Consider the following 21,029-nt stretch of genomic DNA (forward strand, 5'->3'; position numbering starts at 1 on the left):
GATGATCGAGCGGGAGTTCGGGGCGCTGGACATCGACCGGATCCTCCGGAACGCCGACCAGCAGATGGCGCGGGCCGGCGAGTTCCAGCAGGTCCTGCAGGACCTGACGGGCCACGCCCAGGACGAGGACGGCTTCGTCACGGCCGAGTGCGGCAGCACGGGGCTCAAGGAGCTCGTCCTGCACCCCAAGGCCATGCGCCTCAACTCGGCCGACCTGGCCGAGCGCATCAAGGCCGTCATCGCCGAGGCCAACGCCGACCTGCAGCGGCGGATCTCGGAGGAGATGGGCAACGTCTTCGGCGAGGAGAACAACCCCATGCGCTTCGCCCAGAACCCCGAGGGCGGCCTGGAGCTGGTACGGCAGGCCGAGGCGGCCTACAACCGCACGTACGAGGACCTCATGGGAGAGCTGGACAGGATCCGGCAGCGCATGGAGGGCTGACAAAGCCCGGCTCACGTGGCGTGAGCCGGGCGTTTTGGCCTTTGTCAGCCGATGCGGTCGGGGCCGATCTGGTGCGGGGGCGACCAGATGTCCCCTTCGGGGTCGTAGATCTCGCGGTTGCGCTCGCTGCTCTGGTCGCCGCCCGCGCCCATGCCACCCGGCGGGTACGCCATGAGCCCCGTCCCCGAGGCCGCCGATCCGCCGCGGAGCACCGACGGGGCCGCCCCCGCCGCCGAGCCGCCCGTGCCGTACCAGGTGTTCGCGCCGCCGGGGCTCTGCCCCGGAACCGGGGAGAACGGGGTGCTCGTCGGCACCTGGGTGGTGGTCGGGTTGGTGAGCACGGTGGGCGTGGACTGGTGCGGGTAACCCGTGGTCGGCGTCGTGGTCGTGGTGGTGGTCGGGAAATTCGGGTTTCCGGCGTCGGCGAGCTGGGTCTTCGGCGGGTCGGCGCCGATCACCGGAGGCACGCTCTGGTCCTGGTCCCCGGGCTTCTGCGGCGAGTCGCCGGTGCCGGGGCCGGTGCCCGGCTGCTGGGGGTTGCCGGGGTCCTGGGTTCCCGTGGACGGATCGTCCTGACCCTTGCCCGGGTCCTGGCCCGGATCGTCGCGGCCCGGGTCCTGGTCCTTGCCGGGGTTCTGGTCGCCCTTGCCGTCGGAGCCGTTGGAGCCGTCGGAGCCGTCACGACCGCCGCCGCTGCTGGTGCCGTCGGAGCCGGTCGAGCCCTTCGAGCCGTCGCCGGTCCAGTACCTCGTCTCGCCCGACGGCGTCTTGGTGCCGCTGCCGGGGTCGAGGGGCTGCTGCTTCTGGGTCTCCACCACCATGGGCTGGATCTCGGGCAGCTTGAACGCCAGGCCGTCGGCGATCTGCGCGTTCAGCTCGTTGATCTTGTTGTTGAGCTTCTCCAGATGCGCCCGGGCCGCCTGGTCCACGAGATATCCGGCGCTGGTGCCCCACTGCAGGTTGACGTTCGTCGAGGGCTCGTTGTCGACATCGGTCGTGGTGCTGAGGGTGGTGGGCCCAGGCATGCTCGTCTTGGACGTCCTGAGCTGCTGGGCGTACTCGACCATCGGCTTGCCGGTCTTCTCCATGGCGTCGCCGAGCGCGGCGGCGCTCGCGTGCAGCAGCCGCAGCGCCTCCAGCGCCGCGGTGGCCCCATCGCCGCGCCAGACTGCGGAGAGCTCCTCAGCGGCCTTCCAGAGCGCGCCCTCGAGCCCGTTCTTGCCGTGGAGTACCGCGGCGGCCTTGACGTAGCTGTTTCCGGCGTTCTCGATGCGGCCCGGGTCGGTGTCCTTCAAATAGGAGACGATCTGGGCCCTGGTGGTGAGGGGGCCGGGCTTGGATTCGCCGAGGTAGGTATAGAGCCTGATCGGCTTCCACTCGTCACCCATCTACGCCATCCCTGCCGTTAACTCACGCACTGCTGTCCCGGTGCCCTTTTTCGTAGTTGGAGACGGCCTGCTCGACCGCGTCGGCCCACTTCTCGACGTAGTCGACGAGCTGGCTGTAGCTCTCGCCGAACACCTTGTACGCCGTTTCGAAGTTGGCGCCGAAGTTGCTGGCCACCTCCCACGTGCCAGTTGACTCCGGCCCGACGTTCCCGAGCCCCTCCACCTCGCTGATCGTGCCGGGGCCGCTCCACGTGGCGCTCATCGACGGCTGCGGGTTGCCGTGCACGGAGCCCAGGTTCTTGCGCAGCCTCGAGACGACGTCCCTGATCCCCTCGTGATCCGCGTACTGCCCGCCGCTGTTCCCGCCGAGCCCGGGGAAGTCCTTGGCGAGCTCCAGTCCCGGGACCGGCGAGTCGTTGTCCTTCGGAACGCTCACGCCTTGCCTTTCGAGTCACCCTTGATGGTGTGGTTGGTCGTCGTCACGTCGCTCCTGAAGAGGTCCTCGTCCTCCAGGAGGTACGTGGTCCGCTCCATCTCCCCCCGCTCCTGGGCGCCCCGGCCGCCGGACGGCGGGACCGCCGAGACCGCGGAGGGGCCGCCGCCCAGGCCGCGCAGGGCGGCCGCGCTCACGTTGTTGCCCGCCCCGGAAGCCTGGCCTCCACCCCCGCCGAAGCTGCTCCCTCCCGTGGTGTAGCCGCTGTGCGGGCTGCCGATGCCCGTGGTGGGCAGGCTGGTGGACGGGCCGGACAGGGACGGATCGGGCATCCCGGCCAGGGTCGTCGTCGGGTTCCCGGCGTTCGGGCTCTGGGAGCCGTTCAGGTTCGGGTTCACGTTCGCGTTCGCGTTCAGGGCGTTGGAGGGGTCGGTCAGGCCGGGGACGTTGCCCGCGCCGTTCTGGCCGTTGCCGCCGTTCCCGTTCTGGCCGTTCCCGATTCCCGTGCCCACGGTCCCGACCGTGCCGCCGTCGGGGAACGTGCTCGTCGGGTTGTTCATGTCGATGCCCGGGATCTGGTGCCGGCTGAGGTCCTGCAGGCCGTCCTGGTTCAGGCCGTCGAAGCCGGCCGTCGGGTCGTACGCCTGATTGAGGCCGGCCGGGATGTTGCCGCCGATCCCGGTTTTCCCGCCGAACGGGCCGGTGGGAACGTTCGGCGCGAGCGTCATGAACTGCGGGATGTCGGTCCTGAGCTCGGCGGGGAACACGTCGTTGTTGAGCTTGGTGTCCTGGCTCAGCAGCTTGATGGCCTCGGCGGCCTTCTTCATGTCCTTCTCCTCCTTGGAGTCGCCCCAGAGGTTGGCGAAGGGAAGGTCGCTGATGAAGCGGGTGATGCCGCCGACGAGGACGCCCACGCCCGCGCCGATCACCACACCCGGCACGGCTCCCACGCCGCCGAAGAAGGAGCCGATGGCGGCCCCGGCCACGCCGCCCGTGACGGCGGCCTCACCGAAGTCGATGTCGCTGCCGGGGTTGTCGGGCACGTCTCCCTTGGCCGCCGACAACGTCCGGGCGTGGACGATGAGCGCGGGGGCGACACCGTGCGGGTTCTTCGGGGGGTTCTTGGGATCGACGGGCTGGTCGCTGATGGTGGTCGAGATGTCCGCCGCCGCCTCGCGCAGCCTGCGCAGCTGCGTCTTGACGGTCTTGGCGTCCTCGCCCGCGGTCCAGTGCTTGTCCAGCTCCCGCAGATGCTTGTCGATCACGTCGACGAGATTGTCGAGCCGTACCTTGGCTTCGAGGAACTCGGCCGCGGCCTGGCCGATGAGCTGGGGCTTGTTCTTGGCCAGCGTGTCGCGGAGCAGATCGAGCGTCGCACCCTCGAACTCGAGGCTGCCGATCTGGCCCCTGATGGCCGCCTGATACTCCGCCATCAGACCTGCATCGCCTTCGACCGGCTCTCGCTGTCCACCTCGGCGCCGTCGTAGTTCTTCAACGCCTGCTCGAGGAGGCCGATGACGTTCGCCACCTGGCCGGTGATGTTCGAGTAGGTGCTGGTGACGGTCGTGACGGCGTTGGTGGTGCTCTGCCGGAAGCCCATGGCCGCCGGCCAGAACCCGCCCAGGGCGTCGGGGTCGCCGCTCAACTGCTCGACGGGACCGGAGCCCGTGAAGATGGCCTGCACGGCGCCGCTGCCGCCGGTCTTGCCGGCCTCGTGGCCGGGATCCAGCATGGCGAGGGCCTCTTCCAGGTCCGCCTTGGCCGCCTTGATCGCCCTCCGGCTGAGCTCAACACCGCCGTTGTCGCTGCCCATGTTCCCCCCTCTGGAGTCGGCCCCCGCGCTACGCCTTACTTGCCGTCGAAGATCTGGGAGTTGATCCTGTCGACCTGCTGCATGTTCAGGTTCGTGACGTTGATGTTCTTCTTCATCAGGTCGATGAACTGCGACATGTCGTTGGCCTCGCGCTCCCAGAGCTGCCTGACCTCGTCGAAGACGGTCTTGGCCTCGCCCTGCCAGATCGCGCTCTTGGCGAGCAGGTCCCGCTCCAGGTTGTCCAGCTCGGTCACCATGTCGTTGAACGCCTTGGCGAAGTCGGTCTCACCCTGGCTGAGGCCGGAGTAGTTGACCTTTGTAACGTCGAAGATGTCATCCGCGGGCATCGCGGCCTCCCCTTGCTGCTAGCTGAGACGCGAGTCGAACTGCACGTTGATCATGTTGGCGATCTGGTTCATCGCCTCGGTCCGCTCTTGGTTGAACGCCTGGTAGTTCTTGTTGCTGGTGCCGATGTTCTCGGCCAGGCGGCGCAGGCTGCCCAGGATGACGTCCATCCGCTCGTGCCACTTCTTGTGGACGGCGTCGAACGCGGCCTCCGACTGGCCCAGCCAGTGCGCCTTGAGGCTGATGCCGGCCTGGTCGAGCTGCTGCTGGATGCCACGCAGGCGCTCGGCGGCGTCCTCGATGCGGGTGACGGCGGCGATGAGATCGGCTTCACTTACTTGAGCCTGTGGTTGTGCCCCCACAGTCCCTCCCTTGCTGGTCGGCTGACTCCAGCCGACTACTGGAGTCGGCCCGTTTGGTCACATTAGTGAACATCCATCACTAGCGTCGCATGTGATCACGTTAATTTTCCATATCTTCGAGGCGGATGGGGAGTGTATTGACAGAATGTAGGCATTTGGGCCCTTGCTCCTGGTGAGTGGTAACGCGCCGTATCTGTCTGTACGGCACATCTGGGGCTGGCGTAACGTATGGGCCGATCGTGACAAGGGGGGCACGTGGCCGACGACAGCAATCCCTACTCGAGCGCCCTGAACGGGCTCAACGGGCTCGGCGGCGCGACCGTCGACCCGCGTACCAAGGATCCCGACTTTGCGATGAAGTACTCCAGCGTCAACACGCTGGGGAAGAACGTAGGCAGCTACGGCGACGACCTGACCTCGATGAGTCAGAAGACCGGCGCCATCGACATGCACCAGTTCACCTTCGGCGTGATCGGCGGCGGGCTCAACGTGGCGCATCGTTCGGTCCGAGACGGCGCCGTCGAGGCGCTGAAACAGGCCAAGGAAGTGCTGGACTCGTGGAAGCAGGCGCTCGCCGACGCGGCCACCAACGGCAAGGACGCCGAGGAGGCCAGCAAGGCCGGCAAAGGCCCAGGAGGCCCCGGCAGGCCGGGCCCGCTGGGCGGCGGTGGCCTGCCCAAGGGCCCAGGCCTGGGCGGCCTGCCCAAGAGCAGCGTCAACCCCGACGACCTGAAGATTGACAAGCCCTCGACGGACATCCCGAAGCCGGACATCCCCGGGTCCGACATCCCGAAGCCGGACATTCCTGGGTCTGACATTCCTAAGCCAGACATCCCGGGGTCCAACATCGATCCACCCAAGATCGATCAACCGAACATCGACCAGCCCAAGATCGACCAGCCCAACCTTGACCAGCCCGACATCAAGCAGCCGGACGTCAAGACGCCCGACCTGAGCGCCCTCAACCAGACGCCCAAGACCAACCTGGAAGGCCTCAACCCCAGCCTGCCGACCACGACCACGCCGCAGGTCCCCAGCACCCCCGGCTACGACCCGCGCGCCTCCGTGCCGCGCACGTCGGTCGGCGTGCCGGAGACCGGGGTGGGATACACCGCCGGCGGTGGCACGCCAAGTACGAGCACGGGCGCGCCGGGGAGCATCGCCCGCGCCCTGAACAGCGGGATGCCGCTCTACCCCATGTCGCCCGGGATGGGCGGCGGAGCCGGCCAGGAGGAGAAGGACCGCGAGCGCGGCCCCCACCTCGGCGAGGACGAGGCGGTCTGGGAGACGGACGAGGACATCACGCCGGCAGTGCTCGGCAGGGAGGAATAGGCGAGCAGGTGGCTTACGAAGCGGATGTCTGGATGTTCCGCAGTGCCTGGGCGGCCACTGCGGCGGCGACGGTCGTCATGCCGTACGCGGCGCCCATCCTCGGGCTCATGAGCCTGGTGATCGCCGACCCCGCCGAGCAGAGCCGGGCGGCGGACCAGTGGAACGACAAGACGCCGGTCAACATGTCGCAGGGCGACAACAAGGACTGGCACCCGCCCATGGCGGTGGGGGCGAAGCCCGCCCAGCAGACGTCGCTCCTGGTCCCGACGGGCAACTCAGGGAGCCTCAGCGACCTCGCCTACCTTCGCGGCGAGCTGAAGCGGATGGCCAAGGAGATCGGCGACAACAGCGACTGGGCCGGCCGGGGTTACGCGTCGTTCGTGCAGAAGGTCAACGAGCTCGACGCGCAACTGGACAAGCTCGACAACAACCGCATCGCCTGCGGGGAGACGCTCAAGTGCTCGGCCACCGCGTTCCACGTCGTGGCGGTGCTGTGCGACATCATCGCCGGCATTCTGACGGTGATGGCGGGGATCGTGCTCGCCGTACGTTTCGTCCCAGGGGGGCAGGCGTGGGAGGCGGCGATCATCCGCGGGGTGATGAGCGTCTACAGGTGCCTGCAGACGGTCTTCAAGCAACACTGGAAGCTCATCATGAAGGTCACCCTCTACCTGGGACTCGCGGGGACGGCCTTCAACCAGTTCACCAAGGACCTTCCGTTCCTGAAGGCCATGCCGTCCACCGGCACGCCCAACCTGATGAACGCCAGCGCCATCTGGGACCCCAGCAAGGCGGACATCGTCAAGAATCCGACACCGCAGATGCCCAATGTGGACGACTCGATGCTGCCAGAATTCGGCTTCTGACCCCGCCCATCCCTGCCGAGCCAACGGGAGCCCAGCCGCGCGTATCGTGCCGGCGGGTGACCGGTTGTGCCCGTCAGGCTGGTCCGGCCCGCTCATCGGGAAGCGCCCGCGAGCGGGCTCGGACACAGACACGGACACAGACCCGAGCCCACCCCGCACCCTGAACCACCAACCGCACCCCGCCCCCGCACCCCTGAGCCACCGCCGCACCCCGAGCCCTGAGCCACCACCGGCCCCGGAGCCAGTCCCGAGCCTGGACCCACCCCTGAACCCGGGCCTGGACTTTCCTCCGGACGGGCCTACCGGCTGCCGACGGTCAGGGGCACCATGGCAGCGGCGGGATCCAGCGTCGGCCCCTGCGGGATCGCGTGCATGATGTTCGTCGGCACAGGCGCGATGTCCGCGGCGTCATACCCGAGCTTCGCCAGCACGTCAGCCGACGGGATCGGATAGCGCACCCCCTGATCGCTGATCAGTGCCAGCACGCTCGGCACCGCGCTGAGCTGGCCCTCGCCGGGCAGCACCCCGGCCACCACGGCGCTGCCCGGCGGGAGTAGCACCTGGTCGAAGCGGTCCTGTACGCCTGAGCTCGACGGCGTCGGAATCGTGACCCTGCTGCCGACCGTCACCTTGGCCACGACCGAGCCGGCCGCCGTGTTCGGATACACCGAGCAGAGCGGCGTCGAGCCGGACACGTTGATCACCTTGGGCATGGTCGTCGGCAGGGTGGGGTCCATGACGTTCTGGCGCGAGGGCGATGCATTGGCCGAGGCCGCGTCGATCTGGATCTCCCGCGCCACCCGGTTGCCGTACGCCTTCTTGATGTTCGGGTCCTCCAGCAGGAGCCTGGCCTGGACGGGGGAGATGGGCGCCAGGCCGTCGTTGAGCAGCACGTACCACCGAGCGGCCGTGCCCGGCATGGCCGGGACCACGAACACCTGCCCCACCGCCGCCGTGACCTTCCCGTTGGCGCGTACCTTCCTGCCGAGGTTCGCCACGTTGGGGCCCTTGAAGTCGCGGCCGACCGGCAGCGCCTGCAGCCATGCCGCCGGCACCTTCCTGGGTTGCGCGTTGAGCGCCCGCACGCCGTGCTCGTTGACGCGCATGCGGCGATTACCCCAGATCACCCAGTTCTGCTCCCCGTCGGAGACCACCATCGCGTCCCCGCCCACGGGCCTCCCGCCGAGGTCAGTGCCCCCGACAAGGGTCGTGTACGGCTTGCGCCCGCCCGTACTGTCGGGCCCCTCCACCACGCACACCGACCACGGCGCCTTGACGAGCTTCTTCCGGTCGGGCAGCGAGTCGGGCGCCCCGGAGATCCCGATGAGCGGCCCTCTGGCGTACCCGGCCAGCGAGGCGGCGCTCACGCTCCGGGTGTTGATCTCCCCGGCGTCCAGCACGAGCCTGGCCGACACGTAGTTCGCCACCGGCAGCAGCCGGCGCTGCTGCTGGCTGTAGATGAACTTGGCCCCGCTCTCCTCCTCCACCAGCAACTGCCCCGGGTCGGTCAGCTTGGTCGCGTTCCCGGGCCGCACCAGCCCCCAGATCCCGAACACCGCCATCACCAGGACCCCGATCAGGATCCCGCCGAACGTGGCGACGTTCTGCCGGCGCATGGGGGACTCGGGGACGTCGGGCTCGGCCTGCAGGAGCGCCATGCCAAGCCTCTGCTGCATCAAGCGGTGTGCCTGGTAGAGGTCCTTCTTGGTCTGCACAGCGCCTCCCCGCGTCAGAATCCGCGCATCAGCATAAACGCCCCAAACCCCACCCGCCCCAATCCTCCCAATTCCCGCCCCCCCTTCACCCACCCCGCCGTCGGTTCCACCCCCGGCAATTTCACTCGGCCCCTTGACCCCGCCAGCCCTAGGCTCCGACCCGCCCTCATGAGGCCCGCTGCCAGCCCCACCCCTGCCCGGCGTAGCGCCGTCCCAGCCCCTCCGCCACCACCTGGCCCGGCGCGTCTAACCCACCTCAGCCCGCCGGCTGCCGGCCGCAGCGGCCAAGATCGCCGCTGGCTTCGCAGTTTCCATCGCGCTGATCCGGGCCAGTTCCCTCGATCACCGCTCGGCGCTTTGGGCTGCTCTCAGTCCGTCGGCTGCCGGCCGCAGCGGCCAAGATCGCCGCTGGCGTCGCAGCTTCCATCGCGCTGATCCGCGCCAGCTCCGTCAACCAGCGCCCAAGGCTTCGGGCCACCCCCAGCTTCACCCGTCGCCGGCCCCACCTTCTCGCCGCCTGGTGCTTCGGGCGGCTCTCGGCTCGCCCGTCGTCGGCGCCGCCTTCTCGCCGCCTGGTGCTTCGGGTCGCTCTGGACTCGCCCGTTGCTGGCCACGGCGCTCTGCGACCACCGCCCGCCTGGCGGCTCCCAGCGCCACCTCCGCTGCCAGCGTCACCTCCGCCTCGCCGCCCCAGCTCGCCCGGCGTTTTCCAACCCGCCCCCATCCCGTACCTGGCCGAAGCCCGTGCCGCCTGCTGGCGTAGCGCCTCCAGCGCCGTCCCAGCGTCGTCCTCAGCCCCTCGATCGCAGCCCGGTCGGGTCTCTCTGACCCAAGCTCCGCTCGCCCTCGCGCCTCCCATGCCTCAGGTCGCCTTCCCTCGCCCTTCGCATGTCAGGTCACGCAGCCCAAGCCGCACACAGTTCTCACCCCGGTGCCCTTCCGCCTAAGGGAGGAGCAACCCCCAGTACAGCGCCCACGGAATGAACACGACGCCGCCCGCCATCAGCAGCCCGACCCGCACCCTCTCGCCGGCCGCAGCGGACCGGCGCCACCGTACGCCGGTCAGGACGGTGCCCGCGACGGTCGCGATCGCGAGAGCCTGGAGCGCCAGCCAGATGAGAGGCCGCTCCACCACCAGAGGCCCCGGCGAGGCCAGTTTCCCCCCGGTCATGATCGAGTAGAACAAGTACAGGAACCCGCCCACCACCACCGCGAGCCCACCGGCACTGATCAGCCACGCCCCCTTGACGGGCGCCGCCTTCCCCTGCCCCGCCTTGTTGACGGACGACGCCTCGTTCTGGCCATCCCTGCTGATGACCGCCGCCTCGCCATGCCCTGCCCTGTTGACGGGCGGGGCCTCACCCCGCCCCGCCCTGTTGCGAGACGACACCCCGCCGCGCCGCCGGAGCCGGCGTACCAGCGCCCCCACCGGATACCCCCCGAACGCGACCAGGAACAACACCAGCGCCGCGCCCTGAACGCCCGCCGACTCCCACCACCCGGCAGGCGGCACCGCCACACTGTCGTCCGCCTGGACCGGCGCAGGCCCTGTCACCTGCGCCACCGGCGCCCGCCCCGAGGTCGCCTCTCCCACCCAACTGCCGACCAGCTCCGCATAACCAGGAGCGAGCTCGGGCAGTCGCGTGACCCCACCATCAGGCGTCCGATGCGCGGCATGATCCGCATCCGCGAAGAACCGGAACGTGTACTGCCGGTTTCCTCCCTTCTCCAAGGCCCTGGCGAAGATGGGCGGCGTCTCACGGGGCGGCGTCAGCAGGTCGTGTACGCCCCAGATCCCGAGCACGGGCTGCCGTAGGCTCGCGATGACCGGTTCCGGGTCGTAGTAGGGCTCGGGGAACATCCCGGCGTCCGCGATCACCCGGTACATCGTGGGCTCGGCCCGATCGACGAAGGACCCGCGCACCCCCGCCTTGCGCAACCCTGCCGCCACTGCCCAGGTCTGCTGCCGTAGCGGCTGCAGCCCGTTGGCGCCCACCAGGATCACGAACGAGATGTCCTTGGACCGCGACGCCGCCAGCGGCGCCACCCATCCACCCTCGCTGAGGCCCCAGATCCCGACCTTCGCCGGATTGACCCCCGGTTGCCGCCGCAGCGTCCGTACGGCACCCAGGGCGTCGTCGGCCAGTTGCGAGTACGACCTCTCGAACAGCGAATACCCCTCGGAACGCTTGTCGTAGATCAGCACTGACAGCCCTTGGCGGGCGAACGCCACGGCCTCGCCCAGCAGCTTGTCCCGCTTGGTCCCGGTCCCTGCCCCGTGCACCAGCACAACCCCGGCCCGCCCGCTCCGCGCCCGAGCCCCCGCCGGACTGATCACGCTGCCGTGCAGCACCAGCCCACCACTCCCCGGGAAGCTCACCTCGGCGGCCGCCAGGTCGTCGGGCACGTCCCACCCTCCACCGGGCCCAGCACCGGAGTGCGCCACGACGCCACCGCCGAGCTGTCCAGCGCCGGAGTGGGCCCCGACTCCATCTCCGACCTGCCCGGCCCCGGATCCCCGCTCCCGGACGCCTTGTCCTGCGACGTTTTCGGCCGAGAATCCGACCGCTAAGTGTTCCGAAGGAGAGCCGGCCGCAGCATGCGCCACGGAAGTGCCGAACAGTGAAGAACCACCGGAGGGTCCGGCCGCCAGAAGGGTGGCGGCGACCACCGCAAGAATCTTTCGCATACCGCCGAACATACTCTGCAGAGAAATCTCGGCAAAGAGAAGTCTGCAGATATCGTTCGCGAGGACTACCCTCCTCCTCATGAAGGAGGACGAGACGAAGGACGACCACGAGCCGTTCATCCTCGACGACCCGGACAGGCTCAAGGCCCTGGCCCATCCCATGCGCCGCCGCATGCTGACGCACCTCAACATCCACGGCCCCGCCACCTCCACCACGTTGGGCGAGCTGTTCGGCGCCAAGACCGGCACCACGAGCTACCACCTGCGCCAGTTGGAGAAGTACGGCTTCATCGAGGAGATCCCCGAACGCTCGTCCGGCCGCGAACGCTGGTGGCGCCGCGCCGAGATCCCCAGGGACATGCGCTTCCCCACGCCCGACCAACTCGCCCCGGAGGACCGCGCGGTCCTGGGCGAGTTCCTGAGGATCGGGTTCGAGGAGGACCGCGCCCTCATGGAACGCTTCCCGGCCGCCTACCGCGCCGACCCCGACTGGGCAAGGGGCTCAAGGGGCCTGGCCCGCATGACGAAGGAGGAGCTGAACGAGTTCTACAACGCCTACATCGCGCTGCTCCTCAAGTACAGCCACCGGCCAGAGGACGCCCCTCCGGACGCCCGCCCCATCTACGTCCGCTTCTTCACCCTCCCCGCCGACGAGCCCTGACCCGCCACGCCCACACAACCCACCCGCCGACGAGCCCTGACACCACCCTCCAAGTCTTGCCAGTTGCACCTGTCCACGGGCTCTTGCACACGCCCTCCATGCCCGCCAAGCCGCACCCGCCGAGGATCCGGGCACACCCCAACATCACAGGAAGTCCTCTCGCGGAGCACCAGCATCACGCCGGGCACTACGACGGGGGCTTCCAGGGCGGAGGTCTGTGATGGCGGGCCCCGCCGCGCGCGGAAGGTCAGTCTCGTAGCCGGCGGTCCCGGGGCGTCGGGGCCGACTCCCGGCCTCGTACGTCAGTCGTCGTCGGGGAGTGCCGCTTGGATGGGGGTGATGTTGCCCGTTCTCACCAGGAAGCCTCGGCCAGGGGGGCCGCCGACCGTTCCGCGGGGGAGGCGGATCGAGAAGATGTCGCCGTCGGCCTGGTTCTGGACGGCCAGCAGCACCCCGGTGCGGGCCTTGCGCGTCTCGGCGACGAACCCGCGATAGGCGACGGCCAGATCCCCGGTCGTGCCGGCGATCAGCAACCCGTGATCGCCGTCCCGGCCCGACCGGAGCACCTCCTCCAGCGCCATCCCCAGGGGACCGTCCGCGTTGATCAGCTCGGCGTCGTCCACCAGCACCACGTACTGCTCCAGCTCCGCCACCAGCTCCGGCAGGTTGGCGGCGTTGCCGTCCAGCACGGCCAGTGCACCGTTCAGCTCCCTTAACGGGCTGCGTCTGGGCGCGACGGCGATGACGGGCGTGCCCCGGGCGATGAGCGAATGGGCGGCGGTCAGCAGGACGGACGAGCGGCCGGAGCGGGACGGACCGGCGATCACGGCGCCGGGACCGTGGGCCAGCAAATCGAGCCCGAGCGGGGCCAGGGCGTCGCCGCCGGCACCGATCAGTGCCCACAACGGGGACGGGGGTGTGAACGTCGCGTCCAGGGCGAGTGTTTGGGAGGCCGTGACGCGCATGGGGAGGGCGTCCACTCGCAAGGGGGGCTCGCCGTTCCACTGCCGGCCGCCCCGGGCGGCGCCAGCGGACCGCCCGTGACCTCGTCGAGGGCTCTCCGCATCCGGCGTGCGGGCCAGGGCTTGGAAGGCGGCGACCTGGGCCGGGCCCGACGGGTCGGGGGAGAGCAGCGCGATGTGGTGCTCCACGATGCCGTGCTCGCCCATCGAGAGCGCTCGGCCGGGTGGCATCGACGAGGGCAAGCCCTTGAGGGGGAAGCCGGCCAGGCCGAAGTCGGAGGAGTCCGACAGGCGCAGGAGCAGGCGGTCGTCGAAGACGGTCGAGACCTGGCCGAGCAGGCCCGACCGGTCGCTGGTGACCACGGCCCTGAACCCGACCGCCGGGCCTTCGCGCATGAGCTGGAGCAGCGACTCGATCAGGCGGCCGTAGTCGTAGCTCTCGAAGGCGGCGACGAAGCCCTCCCAGCGATCGAGCATGAACACCAGCCAGGGCAGGCGGTGGCCGGCTTGGCGGTATTCGGCAAGGGAGGCGTGCCCCGCCTCGGCCAGGAGCTGCTGGCGGCGGCCCACCTCGGCACGCAGGCGGGTGAGCAGGCGTTCGACCCGGTCGATCTGGTCGCGGGTCACGACGGCGCCGCAGTGGGGCATCGTGACCAGGGGCAGGAGCGCCCCGGAGCCGCAGTCGACCGCGTGGACGTGGACGTCTTCCGGGGAGGCGTGGGCCGCGATGGAGCCCGCGATCGTGCGTAGTGCCGTCGATCTGCCGGAGCGGGCGGCCCCGGCGATGAGCAGGTGGCCTCCGTTGGCCAGGTCCAGCGCGAGAGGGGAGCGGTCCTGCGCCCATGGTCGGTCGGTCAGGCCGTAAGGCAGGGGCGGGACTTCGACGAACGCACCCGATGGGGATGCCGCGCCATGGGGCTCCGGGTGGGAGGGGAAGGGGTGGTCAGGGTGTGTGCCGCTCGGTAGAGGGCCTTTCGAACCTCCGGAGGCGCGGTGGGTCGCTGGGTGAAGCGCGGGGTGACCTGTGGGCGGGTGTGCGGGGAGGCCGAGGGAAGGCTGGGCCGAGCCCTTCACGGAGACCTGGACGGGGTCATGGGGGCGGGCGGCGATCCCTGGAATGTGCCGGGAAGCGTCTTTCGGTGGCGGGTTGGGAGGTGTTGTCTGAGGCGTAGGGGAGCCGCTGGAAGGTGAGGAGGCGGTGGCCGGGGATGGCGTGGTGAGGGCCGGGAGGTCCAGGACGAAGTGGGTGGGGAGGGGATCGAGCCAGGGGCTGGGCTGGACGGGGACCGCGGCCAGGTGGGTGGCCTCGATGAGGGCGTTGGCGACCAGGGAGAGGTCGGTGACCGTCGAGTCCTCCTCCGGCTCCGGCGGGGGCGGCAGGGGTTTGCCCAGCGAGCGCCAGCTCACCTCCAGCACCCTGATGGCGGCGCCCGGCCCGGCGAGCGGGCCCGCCGAACCCGGGGCGGGGCTGCGGCCTCCTACCCTGGCCGTCTGCACGGCGGTCGCGGCCCCCACGCCGGAACGGACGTAGCAGCGACCGGGCGTCGACTTGGAGATGTGGGCGGCGTCCGGGAGGTCGATGACGTCGGAGGACTCCGCGGGCTCGGTCACGCGCAGGGCGATGCGCAACGACGTGTTCGCCTGGATGTCGGCCGTGACCACGCCCGCGGGGCGCTGCGTGGCCAGGATGAGGTGGATGCCCAGCGAGCGGCCACGGCGGGCGATGTCGACCAGGCCGGTGACGAAGTCGGGCAGCTCGGCCACCAGGGCGGCGAACTCGTCGATGATCAGCACCAGGCGCGGCATGCCCGTGCCCGTGTAGTCCTCGATGTCCTTGGCCCCGGCCGCCGCCAGCAGCCGCTCTCGCCGGCGGATCTCGGCCGCCAGCGAGTCGAGGGCCCGCTGGGTCAGGTGGCCGTCGAGGTCGCTGACCATGCCGACCGTGTGCGGCAGGCGTACACACTCCTTGAAGGCGGCGCCGCCCTTGTAGTCGATCAGCACGAACGTGAGCTGGTCGGGCCGGTTGGCCACCGCCAGCGAGCAGATCAGCGTCTGCAGCAGCTCCGACTTGCCCGCGCCCGTGGTGCCGGCGATCAGGCCGTGGGGGCCGTCGAGCCTGAGGTCGACCGAGAACGGCCCCTCGGGGCCGATGCCGATCAGCGCGCTCGTGGAGCCCTGGGCACGCCATCGCCCGGCCAGCTCCTGTCCGGACGGGCTGGGCATGCGCATCAGGTCGAGCAGGCGGACGGCGTCGGGGAGGTTGCCCGACGGGTCGTCCCTGCTCACGTCGCGGATCGGGGACAGGGCTCTGGCCAGCCGGTCGGACCAGGTCGGGGAGACGAGGTCGCCCAGGATCGGGCCGATGGCGTCGAGGCCGCCGCCGCGCAGGCGTACGAGACCGTCCGTGCCGCACGCGGCCACGGTCTGGCACTCCTCGGGCAGCAGCCGCTGGTCGTCGTCGATGGCGAGCGTGAACACCCCCGAACGCGGGCCCTGGCGCAGCACCTGCGGCATGTTGGGCAGGCCGCGCAGCACCTGGGCGCCGTCGAGGATCACCAGGACGTCGTACGGGCGCACGTCGTACGAGGAGAAGGTGGGCTTCTCCGGGCCCCCGAGGTCGTCCCAGCCGGTGGGGATCTTGCCCAGCTCGGGGATCGCGGTGTTCTGGCGTTCGTCGATGAGGGCGGCGAGCTCGGAGACGCGGCGGGCGGCCGACTCGGGGTCGGTGCCGACCAGTGCCACGCACTCCTCGCCCGCGCGCGGCGTGCAGTGCGGGAGCCAGCGCATCCAGCCCCAGCGGCGCTCGCCGTCGGCGTGCGCGGACACGATCACGATGGCCAGGTCACGGGGGCTGTGCAGGGTCGCGGCCTGGGCGATCAGCCAGCTCGCGAGGCTGGTCGCCGCGGCGCGCGGGCCCGTGACGCCCGCCACGCCCAGCCTGCGCATGGGCAGCGCCACCGGAACGGAGTGGCACATCGGCGGATCGATGGGCCCGCCCTGCTCCTCAGACAGCTCCAGGTTGGCGGGCAGGTCGGCGAGCCCGACCCTGAGCCTGAGCGAGTCGGCGTCGTGGATCCTGCGCTCCCACAGCCGCCTGCGCGGCCCCGTGGCGGTGAGCAGCACCTGCGCCGGGTCGGGCGCGTCCGACCTGCGGGCCGCCTCGTCCGCCATCCTCGCCCGCTCGACGGCCTCGTCGTACGCCTGAAGCTGCTCGTGGTACTCCTTGAGCGCCTTCTTGTGCTGTTTCTTGCCGTGGCGGCGGTCGCTCCACCACTGGCCGATCATGATGACCGGGGTCATGAGGGCGACGAGCAGGTAGTAAGGCTGCTTCAGGGCGAACGCGAGCGTCACGCCGAGCACGGCGGGCAGGAGGGCGGCGAGCAGCTGGAGGCGCAGGCCTTCGTTCCTGGAGGGCTCCTTGGGCTTGACGAACTTGCGCTCGGGCTCGGAGCGCCGGAGCCGGGGCGGGCGGTTGTAGGACACGCCGCCCTCGCTCCTGGGCGCCAGATGCGCGTCTTTGGGCTCGATCGACGTCAGCACGAACACCGACGAACCACACGTGAGCACGGCCTGGTCGGGCCACTCGGTCCGCTCCGTGAGCGGGCGGCCGTCGAGCTCGGGCACCTCGCCGTAGTCGGCGGCCAGCTCGGCCGCCTCCCGCTCCGCGACCCGGGCCGTGAGCTCGGCGACCTCCTCGGCCCACCGGCCCTTGAGCTTGAGCCTGGGCGCCTCGTCGGGCTGCCGCCAGGCGCGCTCGATGGTGATCGCGTCCGGTGTCACGCGTACGGTCACCGCCTCCGGGGCGAGGGCAGGGTCGGCGGTGGTCATGGCGCACATCGGGTCGGAGCCGATGACGTGCACGCCCAGGCCCAGCCGGTGTACGGCGCCGGCGGCGGGGCCACCCACCACGCGCACCTCGGCCACCCCGCCCGGCTCCTCGACGAGGGTCTCGCGGGCGAGCGCGGGGTCCAGCGTGATCTTGTCGCCGTCGCGCAGCACGGCGGTGGCCCTGGCGCGAGGGTCGAGGGGGCGGCCGTCACGCCACAGCACCGGCGCCGTCCCGGTCCCCGCGGCGCTCGGTTGCGCTGTGACCGCCTGGGTCGCGGTGGGCTCCGGGCGGCGGGGGTGCGGCACGTGGGCGCCGGCGTCCTGAGGGGCCGACATCCCGTAGGGGGCTCGTGCCTTGGGCAGGCGGACGACCTTCGCCAGCGGCCCGTGATCGTTGAGCGCCTCGCTCACCCTCGCCACTGTGGCGCCGTCGTCGCCGTCGATCACGACGTCACGGTCGCCCTGCCCGCCGAGCACGGTGAGCATGATCCGCATGATGCCGTCTCCTCGCTCGGATCTCGGGCGCCCAAAGGTAGCGCCCGAAGCGAGGGTAGGCGGGGTGGTTGACGGCAATGGCATGGCTGGCTGGGGCTGGGGATGAGCGGGGGTTGGGGCTCCCGATGGCTGTGGATAAGCGGTCTCCGCTCTTTGGCGGGGTTGGGTGGCTTGCTCGGGGGTGGTGGGGGTGGGGGTGCGGTGTATGGCATTGGTGTCCGTTTGGTTAGGTCGCGGGGCGTTGCGTCCGGCCGTGAGTGTTGATGGGTGATTGGCGGTCATTGGGGGGGCGGGTGGGCGTGGGTGGCTGGCGGGGGATTGAGGGATGGGGTGGCGTCGGGGCGGTTGGCGGGGGATCGAGGGATGGGGTGGCGTCGGGGCGGCTGGCTGGGCGTCGTTCGCGTTGCGCCGGGCTGCGCCGTGCAACGTCTCGCCGACGCGCGCCCGTGGGATCCGTAGGACCTGCCGGTGGGACCGGCGTGAGCGCATGGGACCAGTGGGACCTCTGGGGCCGATGTGCGCATGGGGCTGGTGGCCCCCTGGGACCGATGTGCGCACGGGGCTGGTGGCCCCCTGGGACCGATGTGCCCACGGGGTTGGTGGCCCTGTGGGACCGATGTGAACGGGCTGCGACGCCTGTGAGCCGAAGGAGCCCTTGTGGGGTGGATGTGCGGTGGTGGTGGAGGCGCCGGAAAGTGGGTGGCGGTGGCGGGTTCTTGGGGGCTGAGCTGTGAAGGGCGGCGCCGGCGCTGGGGGTGAAGGTGGCGGATTGAGTTATGTGGTTGGCGATTCCGGTGGGATGCAAGTAAATGGATGTGGTCAGTGGTATTGGGGTGGTGACTAGCTGAAGAAATGGCTGTTCGTCAACTCGATAGAAAGAATCGGCATCGATTATTCGGTATTGACGTCCCGTCACCTGCGAAACAAGCATGGGTCCTCGCATTCCGCCCCCGCGCGCCCTCCCCGCCCCACATAATGGCGGCAATTCCACGATTCAATTGGGAGCCCCCGACCCATGAGGACCAGTGAAAAGCCTGCCGTCAACGCGGCGGCGGGGTTGTCCGGCCCGGCCTCGCGCAAGCTCCCCGTGCCCCCTCGCGAACGCAAACCGGCCCTGGCCGCCCTTGCCGTTCTGCTGATCCTGGGCGGCGCGCTGGCCACGACGTTGCTCGTGCTGCGCAGCGGCGACCGCGTCTCCGCGATCCGGGTGACCCAGCAGGTCGGCGCGGGACAGAAGTTCACCGCGCAGATGCTGGAAGAGGTCCAGATCGCGGCCGACAGCGGCGTCGACTACGTGAGCTGGTCGGAGCGGGGCAAGGTGGAGAACAGCTTCGCGACCGTCACGATCCTCCCCGGCACGCTGTTCACGAGCCGGATGGGCGTCAAGCAGAGCAGCGAGCTCGGCCCGGGAAAGGCGACCGTCGGATTGGCCCTCAAGCCAGGGCAAATGCCCGCCGGAGTGGAGGCCGGAGACCGGGTGCAGGTGATATATGTGCCGAGCCGGTCGGGCCAGGGACAAACGAAGGTGCTGGCGGAAAGCGCTCTCGTGTTCTCGGTGGGCGACAAGTCCAGGACGACGAATTCCGGTCAGATCACGGTAATAGTGGATTCATCAGCGTCGCCGGAAATAGTGGCGTTCGCCTCCAGCGGTGAGATCGCGGTGGCCGAGCTACCGGGGGCACGCTGACGTGGCGCTGATCGTACTGGCCGCCGACAAGGGCGCGCCGGGTGTGACGACCGCGGCGACCGCCCTGGCGGCGGTGTGGCCGCGCCCCGTGCTGCTGGCCGAATGCGACCCGGCGGGCGGTGACCTCGCCTACCGGCTCCCGGCCGCCGACGGCGGCGTGCTGAACCCCGGCAAGGGCCTGCTCACCCTCGGCGCCACCGCGCGGCGCGGGCTGGAGCCCGCCCAGATCCACCAGCACACGCAGAAGATCGTCGGCGGTCTCGACGTGCTGGTCGGGCTCACGCACGGCGAGCAGGCCGCCGGGCTCACCTGGCTGTGGGGCCCGCTGGGCAGGGCGCTCGCCGGCATCCCGAACGCCGACGTGATCGCCGACTGCGGCCGCCTCGGCGCGCACGCGCAGCTCGGCGACCTGATGGCCGAGGCCGAGCAGGTCGTGCTGCTCACCAGAGCCACCCTCGACCACGTCGCCCATTTGCGCGAACGCCTCCAGATCACCAAGGCGCACGGCGTCGCCGTGATCGCCGACCCGCGCAACTACCGCGCCTCCATCGACGACGTACGCAGGATCGTCGGCCCGGCCGTCCAGTACGTGTACGGCCTCGCGCACGACCCCAAGGGCGCCGAGCTGCTGCGCGGCCAGTGGGGCGGACGGCTCGACCGCTCCCTGCTCATCCGCACCGCGAGGGACCTGGCAGGAAGGCTGGTGAGCCACCGATGATCGATCACTCGCTGGTCAAGCGCTTCCGCCAGGAGGTCGGCGACCGCCTGGCCCACCAGCGCCGGCTCGACCAGGCCAACGGCCTGCCCCCGATGACGGGGGAGGACGAGCGCCAGTTCGCCCGGGCGCTGATCTCCCAGGTCCTGGAGGAGCACGCCCGCAACGAGATCGGCCTCGGCCGCACGCCGCCCACCGTCGAGGAGGAAGAGGCGCTCGCGGCCGGCATCCACGCCGCGCTGTTCGGCGTGGGCAGGCTGCAGCCGCTGCTCGACGACCCCCAGGTCGAGAACATCGACATCAACGGCTGCGACAGGGTGTTCGTCAGCTACGCCGACGGCCAGGAGGTCATGCACGACCCGGTCGCCGAGTCCGACGACGAGCTGATCGAGCTCATCCAGATCCTGGCGGCGTACTCGGGCCTGTCGAGCAGGCCCTTCGACACCGCCAACCCGCAGCTCGACCTGCGCCTGCCCGACGGCTCCAGGCTGAGCGCCGTCATGGACGTCACCGTCAGGCCGGCGGTCTCGATCCGCCGCGCCCGCCTCGGCAAGGTCTTCCTGTCCGACTTGGCAGGCAACGGCACGATAAGTCGGGACATTGCGCGGTTCTTGACGGCCGCCGTCGCCGCCCGCAAGAACATCATGATCGCCGGATCCACCAACGCCGGCAAGACCACCCTGCTGCGGGCCCTGGCCAACGAGATCCAGCCCACCGAGCGCCTCATCACCGTCGAACGCGCCCTGGAGCTCGGCCTCGACCAGTTCCCCGAGCTCCACCCCAACGTCGTCGCCTTCGAGCAGCGCCTGCCCAACTCCGAGGGCCAGGGCGAGATCTCCATGGCCGAGCTGGTCAGACGTTCCCTCCGCATGAACCCCAGCCGCGTCATCGTCGGCGAGGTCCTCGGCGACGAGATCGTCACCATGCTCAACGCGATGACGCAGGGCAACGACGGCTCCCTGTCGACCATCCACGCCAACTCCAGCATGGAGGTCTTCAACCGCATCTCCACCTACGCCCTGCAGGCCGGCGAGCGCCTGCCCATCGACGCGACCCACATGCTCATCGCGGGCGCCATCGACTTCGTCGTCTTCATCACCAAGCGCAACGACTACAACGTCGGCGGCACCCTGCGCCGCTACGTCTCCAGCATCCGCGAGGTCAACGGCTGCGACGGCCGCGTCCTGTCGAGCGAGGTGTTCGTGCCGGGCCCCGACGGCACCGCCGTCCCGCACGCGCCGGTCTCCTGCCTGGACGAGCTCGCCGCCCACGGCTACCTGCCAGGGGGGTGGTGAC

At 70.2% G+C, this 21,029-nt stretch carries 16 protein-coding genes; 7 read left to right on the top strand and 9 right to left on the bottom strand.

The annotated features are described in order from the left end of the window. The first annotated feature begins 1 nt into the window (after position 1). A complete protein-coding gene (locus H4W80_RS41860) occupies positions 2-442 on the top strand; it encodes a YbaB/EbfC family nucleoid-associated protein (protein WP_192790116.1) in 441 nt (146 codons plus the stop codon). A 44-nt stretch (positions 443-486) separates the two neighbouring features. Here H4W80_RS41860 and H4W80_RS41865 read toward each other — a convergent pair whose 3' ends face one another. Genes H4W80_RS41865 through H4W80_RS41890 form a run of 6 tightly spaced genes read right to left on the bottom strand, consistent with a single transcriptional unit; the run spans position 487 to position 4,783 of the window. Beyond that, positions 487-1,830, bottom strand: coding sequence for a WXG100 family type VII secretion target (locus H4W80_RS41865; RefSeq protein WP_192790117.1), 1,344 nt, complete (start codon positions 1,828-1,830; stop codon positions 487-489). Between the two features lie 22 nt (positions 1,831-1,852). Continuing rightward, positions 1,853-2,266 carry a hypothetical protein gene (locus tag H4W80_RS41870; RefSeq protein WP_192790118.1) on the bottom strand — a complete coding sequence of 138 codons (414 nt, stop codon included), beginning with the start codon at positions 2,264-2,266 and terminating at the stop codon, positions 1,853-1,855. Further along, positions 2,263-3,696 (bottom strand): glycine zipper domain-containing protein, encoded by a 1,434-nt coding sequence (locus H4W80_RS41875; RefSeq protein ID WP_192790119.1) that lies wholly within the window; start codon positions 3,694-3,696, stop codon positions 2,263-2,265. Before H4W80_RS41875 ends, H4W80_RS41870 begins: the two co-directional genes overlap by 4 nt. Next, positions 3,696-4,076 carry a hypothetical protein gene (locus H4W80_RS41880; RefSeq protein ID WP_192790120.1) on the bottom strand — a complete coding sequence of 127 codons (381 nt, stop codon included), beginning with the start codon at positions 4,074-4,076 and terminating at the stop codon, positions 3,696-3,698. The genes H4W80_RS41875 and H4W80_RS41880 overlap by 1 nt, the downstream gene beginning before the upstream one ends. A gap of 35 nt (positions 4,077-4,111) precedes the next feature. After that, a complete protein-coding gene (locus tag H4W80_RS41885) occupies positions 4,112-4,423 on the bottom strand; it encodes a WXG100 family type VII secretion target (protein ID WP_192790121.1) in 312 nt (103 codons plus the stop codon). A gap of 18 nt (positions 4,424-4,441) precedes the next feature. Then, positions 4,442-4,783, bottom strand: a complete 342-nt coding sequence (locus H4W80_RS41890; protein ID WP_192790122.1) for a WXG100 family type VII secretion target — start codon at positions 4,781-4,783, stop codon at positions 4,442-4,444. Positions 4,784-5,038: 255 nt separating this feature from the next. On the opposite strand from H4W80_RS41890, the gene H4W80_RS41895 reads away from it, so the two are divergent. Together H4W80_RS41895 and H4W80_RS41900 are read left to right on the top strand one after the other, a co-directional pair. Beyond that, a complete protein-coding gene (locus tag H4W80_RS41895; RefSeq protein ID WP_192790123.1) occupies positions 5,039-6,115 on the top strand; it encodes a hypothetical protein in 1,077 nt (358 codons plus the stop codon). 32 nt (positions 6,116-6,147) lie between these two features. Further along, positions 6,148-6,981, top strand: a complete 834-nt coding sequence (locus H4W80_RS41900; RefSeq protein ID WP_192790124.1) for a hypothetical protein — start codon at positions 6,148-6,150, stop codon at positions 6,979-6,981. Between the two features lie 299 nt (positions 6,982-7,280). Here the strand turns inward: H4W80_RS41900 and eccB are convergent, their stop codons facing one another. Then, complete coding sequence (gene eccB, locus H4W80_RS41905; protein WP_192790125.1) at positions 7,281-8,696, bottom strand: type VII secretion protein EccB; 1,416 nt, start codon at positions 8,694-8,696, stop codon at positions 7,281-7,283. 943 nt (positions 8,697-9,639) lie between these two features. Beyond that, positions 9,640-11,103 (bottom strand): alpha/beta hydrolase family protein, encoded by a 1,464-nt coding sequence (locus H4W80_RS41910; protein WP_192790126.1) that lies wholly within the window; start codon positions 11,101-11,103, stop codon positions 9,640-9,642. A gap of 361 nt (positions 11,104-11,464) precedes the next feature. Here H4W80_RS41910 and H4W80_RS41915 point away from each other — a divergent pair, with 361 nt between their 5' ends. Continuing rightward, a complete protein-coding gene (locus H4W80_RS41915) occupies positions 11,465-12,046 on the top strand; it encodes an ArsR/SmtB family transcription factor (protein ID WP_192790127.1) in 582 nt (193 codons plus the stop codon). A gap of 302 nt (positions 12,047-12,348) precedes the next feature. Here the strand turns inward: H4W80_RS41915 and H4W80_RS41920 are convergent, their stop codons facing one another. Next, positions 12,349-17,331, bottom strand: coding sequence for an FtsK/SpoIIIE domain-containing protein (locus tag H4W80_RS41920; protein WP_192790128.1), 4,983 nt, complete (start codon positions 17,329-17,331; stop codon positions 12,349-12,351). Positions 17,332-18,346: 1,015 nt separating this feature from the next. Between H4W80_RS41920 and H4W80_RS41925 the strand changes: the two genes are divergently transcribed. Genes H4W80_RS41925 through H4W80_RS41935 form a run of 3 tightly spaced genes read left to right on the top strand, consistent with a single transcriptional unit; the run spans position 18,347 to position 21,028 of the window. Continuing rightward, positions 18,347-19,018, top strand: coding sequence for a hypothetical protein (locus H4W80_RS41925; protein ID WP_192790129.1), 672 nt, complete (start codon positions 18,347-18,349; stop codon positions 19,016-19,018). Between the two features lies 1 nt (position 19,019). Further along, entirely contained in the window at positions 19,020-19,736 is a 717-nt protein-coding gene (locus H4W80_RS41930) for a hypothetical protein (protein WP_192790130.1), read from the top strand. Further along, on the top strand, positions 19,733-21,028 hold the full coding sequence (locus H4W80_RS41935) for a TadA family conjugal transfer-associated ATPase (RefSeq protein WP_192790131.1): 1,296 nt from the start codon (positions 19,733-19,735) through the stop codon (positions 21,026-21,028). Before H4W80_RS41930 ends, H4W80_RS41935 begins: the two co-directional genes overlap by 4 nt. Position 21,029: the final 1 nt, after the last annotated feature.

It is taken from the genome of Nonomuraea angiospora (genome assembly GCF_014873145.1).
Taxonomy (GTDB): Bacteria; Actinomycetota; Actinomycetes; order Streptosporangiales; family Streptosporangiaceae; genus Nonomuraea; species Nonomuraea angiospora.